Raw genomic sequence first — 13512 nt, 5'->3', positions numbered from 1 at the left:
GTAGTAACTCATACTTAATCTCACATATCCATTGATTAGCCGCGACTAGGTTTTACTGTCGAACTACTGGTATCGTAACTCACAATTGAACAAACGCGAGTATCGTATAACCGACAATAATTCTTGATAAAATAACCTAGAGTATAAGGAACTTGCGCAATAGAAGCCCCTACAAAGCTACACACATGAAAAATGAGACTTTGTCCATAGATAGACAGTGAGTAGGTCTCAAGATTCACATTCGGTAGAATGTTAGTTGCTGAATAGCTTGATGTTACTGTGCATCACTATCAGTCTTTGTCTTTGTCTTTGTCTTTGTCTTTGTTAACTCTATCAGCTACCGCCTTAGTCAGCTTCTCTTTTGCAATGTCAGGAGCATCACTCAAAACATTATTAAGTGCTATTAGGCCATCTAATGACCATTGGGATATGTTCCAACCATTTTCATCTAATGTTTGCTCTAACAACCAGTTTCTTTCATCGTTGTGATCGTTATTAATCGAGTCATCAAGTAATGCAATTGCCTCCATTTCTAAAACACTGTCGTTGATAGTAGGCATACTGATTATCGAACCAAAGTATCTGATAATTCGATATCTTTTGGCGAGAGAGGTAGTAGTTTTAAAGAAAGCAGACATCAGACTTATTCTTATTCCATTTCTCTGTTTTCCATCTATAAGATGAATCAAGACTTTTATAAGATCTATATTGTAGTTGTGGTCTTCTTCAGGCAATGCTTTGAGAGCTTGTTGGAGGTTTTTTTGGCAATCCAAAATACGGCTTTTACTATGGAGGTAATAAGCCACTTTGCTGAAGACTGGGTGTTCAGCTTTGATTCTTTCTAACCACTCTTCTTTCGTAACATTGGGGTTATCAAAATATTTCGTAAGTACAGAAAGGAGCCCAAGTGATTCGTATTGGATAATATCTTCTACCACTGTATGATTCCAATTCAAAGGGTTCTTGGCGTGGTTGTGCCAACCATTCATCCAATTTATAATCTTTCCTGGTGTTAAATTTTCTGTGTTATCTTTCAAAAACACATAATCATCAGTTAGTAGAGAGTTGACATTTATTCTACAAATGCGCTTGTTGTCAATAAGCTCCTCTAGGTGAGGTAGTAAATAGTCACTTATGGTATTATTTTTACACCAAGTTAAAACTTTTTCGAACTTACAGAAACTTAGGTAGTCCGTTAGGTATATAGAAGAATCTGGCTGTTCTTTGAATTTAGCTAACAACCATGCGGCAGCCTTTTGAGTTCGGCGTTGACCATTCTGGAGAACGGTTACGTTTTCTGTCGGATTTAGTTCATTAACTAAAGACGCTGCACATAAAGCAGTATAAGCGTTCAGAGTCATTTCATCTAAAGAACCAGAGCTTTTGTGACTTTCAAACCCAGTAACCAATTGTTGGTAGCAGGCCTTGTTCTGAGGTTCGTTCCACTGAATGGTAAAAGGGAGCACACTGATGAGCGCGTCCGCTTCAGTCGATTTTATGTCAATGTCGGCTAAAAAGTATTCAAGACCTAAATTATGGAGCTCACCAATACGATTTTTCTCAAGTAATATTGGGAAAATAGTGTCCTCACTCTCTAGTAGTTTCTGACGTTTAGATGCGGCAATCACAAGATCAGCTGTATCTAATGACTGTATAAGCTTTAGTACATCCCACTGTTTAATATGCTCTTTAATAGGGAAAAGAGCATTAACTACAAAGGAAGAAGTGGGGTTGTTGATGAAATGTGGTGATGTACCTGTAACCAAGTAGAATGCGTAGCATTGTTTAATGGCATTTTCGAGATCTTCCCACTTATATTCAGCATCCTCTAAGTCTGAAGGTGAGTCTAGGGGTTCCATCACCTTCCATATTTTCCCAATGGATTTTATGATTTGCTTTTGGCGTTCATTTATTATTTTGTGGTCTATGCTGACGCCATTGTCCTGAAGGTTTCGATAACTCTCTATTAAATCTTCATCAAAATCATAGCCTTCAGTCGTTGAGTTCTTAAGCTCGTGATTGATGTCATTGAGGTATTTCTCAGCAACCTCTAAGCCGTTATTCGTTTGAACTAGATAGTCTGTAATTTTTACCAAATCACTCGCATTAGTAGTTGCTAATTGTTGTCTGAATAGCACATCAAACCCAAGCAACGAGCTAAGCTCCACCAACATATCGGCGTCGTAAGTTTTTAGAGCTGTTCGAATCGGTTCAGCGATCAACTCACTTTGTGCAATCGTAAATGATGTTTGAAAGTGTAGTGCCGCTATTTGCTTAGCCCAATCGTCTTTCTTTCCACCGTATTTAAGCAGTAGCTTGTGCGTGGCTTTAAGTTTTCGCTCAATATCAGATTGAACTACATCAATATCCTTACCAATTTTGGGCTCACTTAGAAGTTGATTAACCGATAAATTGTTGTCCCTTACTATCATAAGGTAAGCAGCGCATGATACACCGCTCAACAACTCATTAGGCTCTGGGCAACTATCTATCTTAGCCCCAATACGATTAACTATATTTTTTAGAGATCGAGGAGTGATTTTTTTCGCCCAGATTTCGATTAGATCTTTTACGCCTTCTTGTCCTGTAATATCAGGAAGAGTCTCATTCCAATACTCCTCAAATTGGCTTCGCCACCCTATGGTAACAATTGGAGGAGCAGAGAAAGGAACAGGAATACGCTTACTTATAAATTCTTTTCCTGATTGACTCTCATCAACAGCGCTTTTCTCAAGAGCTTTCGCTAAATGTTCTTCGGAGTATGGGAGTAAAATACGAAAGCGCTCACTACCCAGTGATGTCAATATTTCTATATCACTCCACAGTTCTCGAGCAATATCAGGTGATACGCGGTCAATATTGTCGACTACCAACAGCAACGTTTTTTCTTTGGGTATGAGACTTGAAAACGTCCCAAAAGCTTCTTTTAGCTCAATAGCTCCTACTTCTCTATTTACATCAATAGTCTCACTGATAGTATCAGTGCTATTCCGTTTCACCAGATCACCTAAACGAGTTTTACATCCGAGAACTTTCAGGGCTAAATATACTAATACAGGTGATGTGAACAAAGCGATGGACAGCCAACCGCTCAACTTGTCTAAGTTAGGTAAATCCTTAGCAAGCTCTGCCAAGAACTTGAGTGATGGTTTTAACTGTAGTGCAGACACACCCAGCGAAAAAGCAAATATGATTGCCGAAAAAGATATATGACTGGTAGTGTCTTTCGTATACTCGAGACGTTTACCTAATGCGGTCTCGACAGCACTTCCAAGTTTAGCTAGATTATACTTGTCTTTTTTTCCTATTAGTATCTCAAGCTCCATTTCAATGTTCTGTATAAGGGCAGACTTGAGTGTACTTTGATATTGATCAGCATCAAATGTAACTACGTGGAAGCCTTTATCTACAATATCCTGCTGTAAAATACTTATTACTGTACTCTTACCTGATCCCAAGTTGCCTTCTATACCGATGATGTGCTGACTACTATCGGATAACAGAACTCTGGCAATCGCTTGAGCTACTTGCTTATGTCCCTGCCCATCAAATAAGTCAGTATCAACGGGCTTTTCATTCTGATATTTTCTAGTTGTAATCATCGACCAATAAATTCCTTAATCATGCAAAAGCATTTGGTAGCATATCATATGTACCGTCTGATTCTGTGACTATATAGTTTCCGTCAGACTAGGATTGTGATTGTGTCTAGAGTTTTTTCTTTATTATTAGCAAAGTGGCGTCGAGAACATGGGAGAACTAATAAGCCTAGTGTGAATCTTTACTGCTCCAATAAGCTTTGTGAAATAACCTATTAAGGGTAAGCTCTCAGATCAGGTCTGAATAGGTACACCTTATTTATTTGCTGTCATTACGCTATTTAAATACTCGATCTGCTCATGCGAATGAGACTTCATGAATCGGCCGTAAACACGTTCCAACATCATCGTGCTCTTGTGCCCCATCTGCTCCGCGATAAAAGATAGGTTTGCACCTTTGGTGATCAACCAACAAGCGTAGGTATGTCGAGATTGATATGAGCAGCGATGGCGAATGCCAGCTCGCTTAAGTGCGCGTGACCATAGTCGATTGTATGTTGTCGTTTTATAGGTCTCACTCGTTTCTTGACCATTACGACGTTCTGGAATGAACACGAACCGAACGCTTTCCTGGCGAAAAGTGTTTGAACCTTTTACTTCCACTAAAATATCTCTAACTGGACTAAACATAGTTAGCTCTCTTTGAGACTTAAGGGCAAGGAGAGCAGGTTCAAGTAAGTGAATAGTTCGCTCTGACTTCTTATTTTTCGGCGTTGTGAACTTTCGTTCAATCGTGACGTTGCGAGTAACCTCGATCGTACCTTTCTCAAGATCGACGTCTTCCCATGCTAACGCACAGAGCTCACCAGTTCGCATGCCCGTGTAAATGGCTAAGGTGAACATATTCCGCTGCTGTAAGTTTGTCGTTGACTCGATTAGCTGGTGGAACTCTTCTAGTTCTAGTGGATCCGGCTCACCAGAGCCACCACTTAGCAACTCAACATGCAGAAATGGGTTGTCATCGATAAATTTTGATTTCACTGCTAAATCAAAACATCGGCGCATTAGTTTGATCATATTATTGATCGTCTTTGCGCTTCGTGGTCTTCCATTGCGAGTAGGGGAGTCGACCATTAACTTTTGGCACTTTAGCGCATCCATAATCGTGATGGTGGAGATAGTACGTTCCTCACCAACAAACAAGCAGCATGCTCTTGCGGTAGTACTCAATACATAGAGTGACTGCGAAGCCATAGTCGTTTTCTTCAATTGAATATAGTCATCAAACAACTCGCGAACAGTAAGGTTCTTACCACGCTGTTCTGGAGTAGCAAAGAGTTGCGCTTTCTTTGATGTTGGAAATCGAGACAAGTAATCAAATGTGCCTAATGAAATTTCAGAAAGTATAGAAGCGCGTAGATGGCTAGCTTTTTTTAAATTACCTTTGGTGACTTCCCAGCCTTTTAGGGTCTCTCGACAACGCATCTCGCGGTAAGTAAAACTAATGCGGATAGACTTACCGCGGATTTCTACACCTTCAGGTGTGTTCATTACGCAACCCTTTCTCTTGCTGAAAACTCATCGATGGCAACACGGTCATACTTAAAACTTTTGCCACCACCACTACTCTTACCGGATGCTTTTTTGAAGTGAACGCCTTCAATCCAACGAAACTGACGATAGTCTTTGATTTCATTGGTAGACATGCCTGTTAAATCAATCAGAAGATCCTCTTTCACCCAACGGCTAGGCTCTAGTTGAATCACCGTAAATGTTCTCATCGGTAAACTCCTATATAGTTGAATTGAGAGAAGAGCAGGGCAACCACCTTACTCTTCTTAATTTGGTGGTTGACGGGTTAATAGCAGCAGCGTAGTGACAGATACTGTAAGTTAATGAAGGCCATTACTTCACTCCACCAGGATATCGATTGAAGTTCAGGTTCTTACGACCACCTTTCGTTACGTCTTGATTACAAAAATAGAAAGCGGAACCTAACACGGGTTCATTTTCCATAATTGCTGCTAGTTCCTGCTCAAACTGCACATCATTCATTCGTTGTTTGACGGCTGAGTCCTTGGGTGGCTCTTTTGGTAAACGCGCACCAGTTGGGCGAAGTTCCATCACACCATCAACCGCTCTGTTGATCTCTTCTTGTGTCATGCTCATCGCGAAATCCTTACATTACTTGTGCTGCATCTCTGGCGAACATGTTTAGAAATTGATTGGTGAGCGAGACATTGGAAGGGCACTCTCGGCTAATGCCCCAGCCGTTGCTCTCGTTCTCTGGTTTAATCAGAGTTAGATTGAGCACTTCACAACCTAGCTGGTGACTAAAGTAAGGGGCCGATGTCGTGACCTGCCCGAATTGAGTATCGATGGTTGCCGCCATAGATATTTCCTCGCAAGATACGCCCCCTTTAAGAAGAGGGCGCCAATATTAGTTAAGAGCTGAACGAACCAATGAAGGTATCAATTTCGATCTCGCCGTCTTTAAAACAGGCTTGAAGTTTCGTCTGGAACTCTTCGCCCATCTCTTCTTCGTGTTGTTCCAGCTTCTTGATGCGAAGGACTAGAGTTTCATTACCGATAGTGCTCATGCGCATTTCAAAAGTGCGCTCTGCTAAACCCAAGTAAGGCACACACGTGAACTTAAACACCGCAGGCATTGGGAACTCTTCCTTGGTGCGAACCGCAATAGACTCGTATTCAGATTGGTGATGGCTGAAGTCATCTACATTGGATTCACGCCCAGCTTTCGCTTCAAACTTCATATTGCGAATAGCTGCAGACGCGACAGAGTTTTCAATGACTTCCCCAGTAGTAGAGAAGACCTGAACAAACTCACTGTAGTCTTCGACCCACTCAGCCAGTTTCTTTTGTCCAAGGCGTTCTCCGTTAATGTTTAGAAGGGCGTTAAACGCTGCGGTACGGCGTAGAATCAAGTTTGCTTGGTGTTTGCAGTGCCCAGGGAAGTTATGAGTACCAAGGTCAAAAATAGTCACAGCAGCCATACGTTCCGCATTGATAAAGCACTGATTGCCTTCGGTTTGGTACTCTTCGTGGTAACGCACAAACTCGTCGATATTTGCCGTCTTCATTGTGCCGCGGAAATAATTGCGGTTTGGCATGAACTTCTCCAAGTCATGCAAATCGAAGGATTCAGGTAGGGCGGCAACAGGGAATCCCGCTTTCTCTAACTGTTTTAAAAACTGCGGAGCATTCGCTGATTCTTGGATCTGTTGGATTGCTGATTTATCCATTTATCTATTCTCTCTTTGAGTGAGTTGCTGGTGGAGTGGGTTAGCTGCGTACTTCTCGCAGCATGCCTTCTTCAATAACGGCTTGGCCGTGAATATCTTCTTTTGGTCGGTCGTAGGTAAGTTTGCCGCCTTTGCCCACGTACGCGATTGAGGTGTATTGGAAGTCTTCTGACTTGGTACCGAATCCGGCTTTTGGCTCTTTTACCGACATGTTGACGGTGATTTCGACCATTTCGTTGTTGGTACCCATTGGTTTGAGCTTTAGATCCATCTTCACGTTTCCCTGCTTATCGCTGTAGGACACAGCTCGGGCTACGTTAGATAACGCCAAACCGACGACATTGGAGACAACGCCGCCGTCCAGTTCCTGCATCAGTTTTGGGAAGTTAGTAGTACGGTCCTCAAGACTGAGGTTTCCTGCTTCTTGGTTAGACATGTGATTTCCTCGCTTCAGTAGTTCGTTAACCAACTGGAATAAGAGTAATATTACATAATGGAATTATTTGGTCAATTACAAAATGGAATTGTCATGTGAGATTTGCTCCAGGCATAAAAAAACCGCCAATATGGCGGTCTTTTGAATGGTCTATTAATAGCAGGACTTATTTGATTTCTACTTTGACATTCATACATGTGTAGTCATCTTTAGGTCCTTTTCTTTCGACCCGTTTCCTTAGACTATTTATGAACGCAGATGGTGTTGACATCGTCGAGTCTGAAAACCTTGGTCGCTGATGCCAATAATCATAAGCACCGTCAGACATAAGAGAGAATAACAAGGTTCCATCTTCAATATATTCATCTATTGATGTAATTGTTATTTCGTAGTCCAGCTCAATTTGAGGTGATATCGCTTTTGTTATAATGCTGGATAACCTTTCTTTTCGCTCATTTATTTTCTTAATTGGCTGCTCACCTTCATCTATCATCTCTTGATATCGAGTATGGTCTTTTGTTAACTGCTTGAGTTTTCTTCCTTTCTTAACATAGACTCTGCAATCTCCGGTGTGACCAATTATAATTTCTTTTTTTGTTACCTGAACAATTGTTAATGTTGTCGCAGATCTGGCAAGGTTGCTATCAGTAGCCGACAAAATATCAATATCATTTTTTGCTAGAAGAAGTGCTGCCTCGATTGAAAAAGAATCTTCTTTTATCAATTTTTCAATCGATTTAATAGCGCATTTTGAAGCATTACTTGCGCCGTCGGTAGAGCCAACACCATCAGCAATAGCAAATACAAGATTGTATTGATTGTCATAAGTAGGCTGCAATAAAAAATCTTCATTTTCATACTTCATTGGCTTTGGATAGCTAAAGCTACTTGCCTCTAATATCTGAATCATTTAATTGCACTCCATTTTTGTTACAGCCTTACCGAAAGCATCCATTAGATCATCGATACTATTATATCGGTCTTCCTGAAAATACGTTATACATTTTTCACAGACTTGTTTAATTTGATCGGGAGCATTTCTTCCACCATATATATCATATATGACCTGACCAATTGAATAAATATCACTTTGAACAGTGAATGGCACCCTATTATCTGCAACCTCTTTGTCCAAGTACCTACCAGTGCCCATGCCGCCGATTCTAATATCCGTTTGAAGAGTCGCTCTATCCTCGTCAAGATCTTTAACTAGACCAAAATCAGAAATCTTAAAGGTGAAGTCGGGATAAAACAATATGTTGGCAGGTTTTATATCTCTATGTAGGTAGTTATTGTCATGTATAACTTTTACTGCATTGAGGATGTCAAACACTGCTTTTTGCTTTTGATGTTCATCCATACCGCTAGAGATCATATCCTCTAAATTGCTCTTAGCTAGCTTCATAAAAAAAGAGGGCGGATTATTATCTAGCTCGAGATGTATTATAGGGGCTATATGTTGTGGATGCTTTTGGCTTAGCTCACATTGAATTCTTGCCTCTAGTGAGAACCTTTCTTCTAATGCAGCTATCTCCTTTAATTCAGTATTATTATTATTATCTGAAGGAGAAAATACTTTCCTAGCACAAAGTCTTGTCAATGGAGATTCATCTCCGTAGGCAAAAACCTTATGAACCATACCAAAGCCGCCAGCCCCCAGCTTATTTAGAACTAATATTCTGTAGCCATCTAATTCATTCGTAATATTATTTTTCATTATCAAAACAACTTCTATTTAGCATCAATCACAAAGATAGCAATCTCACGGATCTCCTCAGCAATATTGATGCGCTATCAGGGTTGAGTGGTACTAAAAATGTACCTTCTGGTTCTATACTGATTTTGATTGTCGCCATATGTTTACTTTTGCAGTAAGCCACTACAAAGTTATCATTACTTTAATCGCCTTCTGGACCGACTAAAATCAGCATCCTCTCTAAGAATGAGTGCCAGTTCATTGTGGGACTGTAATTGAGTAACAATTTAAAGTCCTCTTCAACATAGAGGGTTATATTCGTAGATTTTAATCTACTTGACGATTACTTCTGCTTGCTTCTAGCAGTTCTTCATGTCGTTGCTTTTCGAGCTTTTCCCTTTCCATTCTAGAAAGCATCATTGATATAACAATCGACATGCCTAGTGCCACGACAAATCCAGCTATACCAAATAGAAACGAGAGGATAGCTACAATTCCAAGCATCACGAATGCGAGAAGAATTTTTACTACGTTCATTACTGCTCCTTAAAAGAGTTTGAGTTTAGCGTCGATCACAACACCGATAATCTTACAGTTGCCATTGATTGGCAGAATCGGAAACGCTGGATTAAGAGCCTTTAAATACTTCTGGCCACTATCGATAATGAATTTTTTGAAAGTAGCTTCGTTTACGTCAGTGAGTTTTGCAACCACCAGCTTACCGTTCTCTGCGTCGACTTCAGTGTCCACCAGCACCATAGTCCCCTCAGGGAAGCTCACTCCTGTTGGTGATGTCATTGAATCACCTTGAACAGTCAACCAGAAGCATCGTTCACTGCAACGCTCTGTTGTAGGGTACCACTCGCTGATTTCTTCTATTGAATAGGGCTCGATGGCTTCGTGCCATTGCCCTGCTTGAACTGAACTAAGGACTGGGAAGGACTTTTGGTAGGTAGGTTGTATATCGAGCTTCGTTACATTGGCAATGCTGTCATCTGGGTAGTCAATAAAACCCTCCGAATCAAGCGTCATATGAGTTAAGCCAACACACTTCATAATAGCAGCAACGTTCTCGATACTTGGCTCTCTGTTTTTGCTGAGCCAATGAGCTATCGCACTCTGAGATACTCCCATCATTTCTGCAAGAGCGTTCTGAGTGATTCCAACTTCTTTCATCCTAGCTTTTACTAGGTCATTCCAATTCATTTTCATAGTTAAAGATTATTACTCATTGTAATAACTAGATAAATATCCATATCGTAATATTTGTTGTTTAAATAAATTCCATAATGTAATATTTGTTCTTGTTAAGGGGGCATTATGTCGAATTTAAAAGCTATTCGTGGTGAGCTAGGAGTTACACAACAAGCTCTTGCAAAAAAGGTAGGCGTATCCCAAAGCGCTGTTAATCATTATGAAAATGGGAATAGAACGGTTGATACCGTCCTTGGTTGGCGAATTGTGAACGCTTTGAATTCATTGGGGGCTGATTGCAAGTTCGAAGATGTATTCCCTGATCCGCAAGAAGATTGTGGAACAGAAGGGCAAGAAGTTAAACCACCAATCAAAGGAGCAAATGGTGAATAAGAAAGAGATGGTGAATAAAACCATTGCAGGCGTCACTGGTGGTAAAGAGGCGGTTGCTGCAGTTCTTGGTATGTCGATCGATAGTTTTAACAATCACCTATACGAGAAGAAGGGTTCTCGCTTTTTTAGTGTTGATGAGCTGGTGGAAATGGCGGAGCTAACCAACACCCCATATGTAGCAGAGTACTTTGCTAACCGTGTTAATTGCATGGTGGTAGAGCAACCTGATGTCGCTGAACTGGATACCGTGGATATGTTCGATTGCCATTTACACCTTAATGCTGTGAAAGGGCTTTTGGATAAAACCATTGAAGAAGCGAAAGCGGATGGTGTGTTTGATGCTCGCGAACGTGCGCTCATCGCTCAATTAAAAGCGGAATATCACGCGACTTTCGAAGCTTTCATGTTGAAGCTCGATGCGTTGTATGCGGAGGTTGTATGAAAACAGAAATATTTTGGCAAACCGTTTCACAGATGGCAGACATCACCTGCAGCTCGGCAAAGCTAATGGTGGCGCAAGGCCAATCTTCAGAAGCTTACGAACGTGAACAAATCCAACTGTTGAAAGCAAAGTGCGAACGTCGATTACGAGTAATAGATGAGGAAGTGGCTTTAAACCGCGGCAACGGTTTAAAGCCGGGTTGTGATGATTCTTGCGAGGAACAATCACATCTCACTCTGTCACCAGCAAAGATCACGGAGGAGTGATGGAAAGAATAACACTCAATTATTCATTGTGGTACCACCAAAACCAGTTTTACAAGGTGGAGAAGGGCCAGAGCACAATGCTCACCCATGATGAATTAGCAGACTTGTTTGAAGCAAAGCGCATTTACGTAACTGCTGTTTATAAGGGGATGCACCGTGGCTAAAGAACGTATCGAACGAGATTTCTATCCAACACCTTCTTGGTGTGTGAAAGCCTTATTGGACTGCATCGAGTTTCGCGAGGGTGATGTTATCTCTGAGCCTTGCCGTGGTGATGGCCGTGTAACGAACGAACTACCAAGTGGACACACGATCAAGTATGCGGAGCTGGCCGAAGGTGTTGATTACCTAAACCCTAAGAAAGACATGTCTGCAGATGTGATCATTACCAATCCACCTTTTAGTTTGGCGTTGGAGTTTATCGCAACAGCTATGACTCGCGACCTACGGCATGACGGCACCATGTGCTTTCTGCTTCGCCTCTCTATGTTGGGTAGCAAAGGGCGTGCAGATTTCTGGCGTTCTTTCCCTTGGACAAACCTACTGATCCTGACACCAAGACCATGCTTTGTTCATGGTGGAAGCGATAACTCTGAGTATGCGTGGATTTGTTGGGATAGAGGAAACCGTATTAAGCGCCCAGCTTTCTGGACGTTGAAGAAAGAAGAGGTGGAAGCATGAAAGTCATCCCAATGATCTTCAATACAGAAATGGTGGAAGCACTTCTTGATGGTCGCAAGACAGTTACACGTCGTCCAATCAAACGATTCGGTGAATTTAATTTTGTGGTAGAGAGCAGCCAAACAAAGGAGCGTTATGTTACCAGTGAGAATAGCCCTCATCAAAAGTGGCTTAAGTTTCCCATTAACATTGATGACCTGATTTATGTACGTGAGACGTTTTGTCCTGACCCAGATTGTGACCATGACTCATGGGACGATCATGAACTGAGCTTTTTTGAATGGAATAACTGTGGCTGTTCTGCTGCGTTCTTGCCTGATGCTCTAAAAACTAATGAACATTGCCTCTTTAAAGCCGGAGGATTTCCAGATCTTAAATGGACACCGTCAATCCATATGCCTCGCTGGGCTAGCCGATTAACTCTCAAAGTCACAGATGTACGTATTGAAACACTTGGCCAACTGAGAATAAGCAAAGAACAGGTGGTTCGAGAAGGTTTTGAAAATTGGCCCCAATTTAAACATGTGTGGCAAAGCATTTACGGCCAATCTCACCCAAAGAACTATGTTTGGGTAATCGAATTCGAAGTTATTCACCAGAACATCGACAAAGTTGTATCTGAAATGGGGGATGTATGTCAGTAAAGGTAATGAGCTACGTTTGGGACATTCCGAGTTTTAAAGGTTCTGATAAGTTGGTGATGCTTTGCCTAGCTGACCATGCGGATGATCGCGGCCTTTGTTGGCCGTCTATCGATACCATTGCTCGTAAGTCTGGTGTTTCACCTACCACTGTAAAATCGACGCTTAAGAAACTGGAAGCTGCCGGATGGTTATTCAAAAAGAACCAATTCAAAAAGGCGGATACTGGTCGCTTGGTCCGTTCGAATAATCAGTACCAGTTGCCTGTGATGCTGTTGAAGAAGAAAGCAGATGAACAGACAGATTTTGAACAGTCGAATTTCGTCTGTTCAAAAGTCGAACGTTCGAAACTCGAACAGACGAAACAACCAGAGGGGGTAGGTCAAATTCCGGCTGGGGGTAGGTCGGAATCCGGCTATAAACCACCAATAGATCCACCAATAGAACCATCAAGTAAAGATCTTGCTCCAAGCGAACCGCTCGAAGCCGAACCAGCGCTGTTTGAAATTCCTTTGAACAGGAAAGGGCAGTTTCATGGAGTAACTCAACCAGACATCGACCGCTATTCGGATTTGTTTGGTGCAGTGAATGTTCGTGCTGAGCTGAAAAAAATGATTGCTTGGTGCGATGCCAATCCTCGTAAGCGGAAAACCAAGCAGGGTATTGAGAAGTTTATTCAAGGTTGGCTTGGCAGAGAGCAAGACAAGGGGCGTTATCTGCCACTACAGCAAGGTGATGCTTCAGTGGATACTCAGGACGAAGTGACCGTGATTCAGCGTGAAGTGGCTTTGCTAGAGAGCTCTATCAACTCAGAAAATCAGCGCATGCTGTACTTGATTGATGCTAAGCGACCTCAACATGAAGTGGAACCATCAAAGCGAAAGATCGCAGATTTGTCGGCTAAGCGCAGAGAGTTATTGGAGCGTGTTGCAAACCTAGAGGCGGTGTAGGGGGGGCGAGA

The 13512-nt window shown here is 41.7% G+C and carries 18 protein-coding genes; 7 read left to right on the top strand and 11 right to left on the bottom strand.

Going from position 1 to position 13512, the window contains the following annotated elements; translation table 11 throughout:
* Positions 1-290: 290 nt before the first annotated feature.
* The 11 genes from L3V27_RS15360 to L3V27_RS15310 form a co-directional block, all read right to left on the bottom strand.
* Complete coding sequence (locus L3V27_RS15360) at positions 291-3602, bottom strand: P-loop NTPase fold protein (RefSeq protein ID WP_237312242.1); 3312 nt, start codon at positions 3600-3602, stop codon at positions 291-293.
* A 252-nt stretch (positions 3603-3854) separates the two neighbouring features.
* A complete protein-coding gene (locus tag L3V27_RS15355) occupies positions 3855-5090 on the bottom strand; it encodes a site-specific integrase (RefSeq protein ID WP_237312241.1) in 1236 nt (411 codons plus the stop codon).
* Complete coding sequence (gene xisR / locus L3V27_RS15350; RefSeq protein ID WP_047104247.1) at positions 5090-5320, bottom strand: excisionase family protein; 231 nt, start codon at positions 5318-5320, stop codon at positions 5090-5092. Before xisR ends, L3V27_RS15355 begins: the two co-directional genes overlap by 1 nt.
* Positions 5321-5444: 124 nt before the next feature.
* Positions 5445-5708: a hypothetical protein gene (locus tag L3V27_RS15345; RefSeq protein WP_237312239.1), complete on the bottom strand. Its 264-nt coding sequence runs from the start codon at positions 5706-5708 to the stop codon at positions 5445-5447.
* A gap of 10 nt (positions 5709-5718) precedes the next feature.
* Entirely contained in the window at positions 5719-5931 is a 213-nt protein-coding gene (locus L3V27_RS15340) for a hypothetical protein (RefSeq protein WP_237312237.1), read from the bottom strand.
* 52 nt (positions 5932-5983) lie between these two features.
* Positions 5984-6802, bottom strand: coding sequence for a DUF2303 family protein (locus L3V27_RS15335; protein WP_237312235.1), 819 nt, complete (start codon positions 6800-6802; stop codon positions 5984-5986).
* A gap of 40 nt (positions 6803-6842) precedes the next feature.
* Positions 6843-7238 (bottom strand): hypothetical protein, encoded by a 396-nt coding sequence (locus L3V27_RS15330; RefSeq protein WP_172563576.1) that lies wholly within the window; start codon positions 7236-7238, stop codon positions 6843-6845.
* Positions 7239-7404: 166 nt separating this feature from the next.
* Complete coding sequence (locus L3V27_RS15325; RefSeq protein ID WP_213892464.1) at positions 7405-8148, bottom strand: PP2C family serine/threonine-protein phosphatase; 744 nt, start codon at positions 8146-8148, stop codon at positions 7405-7407.
* Positions 8149-8955 carry a protein kinase family protein gene (locus tag L3V27_RS15320; protein ID WP_193843802.1) on the bottom strand — a complete coding sequence of 269 codons (807 nt, stop codon included), beginning with the start codon at positions 8953-8955 and terminating at the stop codon, positions 8149-8151.
* 306 nt (positions 8956-9261) lie between these two features.
* Positions 9262-9471, bottom strand: a complete 210-nt coding sequence (locus tag L3V27_RS15315; RefSeq protein ID WP_213892462.1) for a hypothetical protein — start codon at positions 9469-9471, stop codon at positions 9262-9264.
* A gap of 9 nt (positions 9472-9480) precedes the next feature.
* On the bottom strand, positions 9481-10146 hold the full coding sequence (locus tag L3V27_RS15310; protein WP_193843800.1) for a LexA family transcriptional regulator: 666 nt from the start codon (positions 10144-10146) through the stop codon (positions 9481-9483).
* A gap of 108 nt (positions 10147-10254) precedes the next feature.
* Here L3V27_RS15310 and L3V27_RS15305 point away from each other — a divergent pair, with 108 nt between their 5' ends.
* Genes L3V27_RS15305 through L3V27_RS15275 form a run of 7 tightly spaced genes read left to right on the top strand, consistent with a single transcriptional unit; the run spans position 10255 to position 13501 of the window.
* A complete protein-coding gene (locus L3V27_RS15305; RefSeq protein ID WP_172563578.1) occupies positions 10255-10521 on the top strand; it encodes a helix-turn-helix transcriptional regulator in 267 nt (88 codons plus the stop codon).
* Positions 10511-10963, top strand: a complete 453-nt coding sequence (locus tag L3V27_RS15300) for a YmfL family putative regulatory protein (RefSeq protein ID WP_025501770.1) — start codon at positions 10511-10513, stop codon at positions 10961-10963. The genes L3V27_RS15305 and L3V27_RS15300 overlap by 11 nt, the downstream gene beginning before the upstream one ends.
* Positions 10960-11229: a hypothetical protein gene (locus L3V27_RS15295; RefSeq protein WP_193278548.1), complete on the top strand. Its 270-nt coding sequence runs from the start codon at positions 10960-10962 to the stop codon at positions 11227-11229. The genes L3V27_RS15300 and L3V27_RS15295 overlap by 4 nt, the downstream gene beginning before the upstream one ends.
* The gene (locus L3V27_RS15290; protein WP_237312234.1) at positions 11229-11393 is read left to right on the top strand and encodes a hypothetical protein; all 165 of its coding nucleotides are present in this window, start codon (positions 11229-11231) and stop codon (positions 11391-11393) included. The genes L3V27_RS15295 and L3V27_RS15290 overlap by 1 nt, the downstream gene beginning before the upstream one ends.
* A complete protein-coding gene (locus L3V27_RS15285) occupies positions 11386-11910 on the top strand; it encodes an adenine-specific methyltransferase EcoRI family protein (protein ID WP_237312232.1) in 525 nt (174 codons plus the stop codon). The genes L3V27_RS15290 and L3V27_RS15285 overlap by 8 nt, the downstream gene beginning before the upstream one ends.
* Positions 11907-12554: a hypothetical protein gene (locus L3V27_RS15280; protein ID WP_237312230.1), complete on the top strand. Its 648-nt coding sequence runs from the start codon at positions 11907-11909 to the stop codon at positions 12552-12554. The genes L3V27_RS15285 and L3V27_RS15280 overlap by 4 nt, the downstream gene beginning before the upstream one ends.
* On the top strand, positions 12545-13501 hold the full coding sequence (locus L3V27_RS15275; protein WP_237312228.1) for a helix-turn-helix domain-containing protein: 957 nt from the start codon (positions 12545-12547) through the stop codon (positions 13499-13501). The genes L3V27_RS15280 and L3V27_RS15275 overlap by 10 nt, the downstream gene beginning before the upstream one ends.
* Positions 13502-13512 lie beyond the last annotated feature (11 nt).

It is taken from the genome of Vibrio sp. J2-3(2022) (assembly GCF_021725735.1).
Classification (GTDB): Bacteria; Pseudomonadota; Gammaproteobacteria; order Enterobacterales; family Vibrionaceae; genus Vibrio; species Vibrio diabolicus.
The sequence above is the reverse complement of the archived record's forward strand: the minus strand, read 5'-3'. Positions and strand labels throughout refer to the sequence as shown.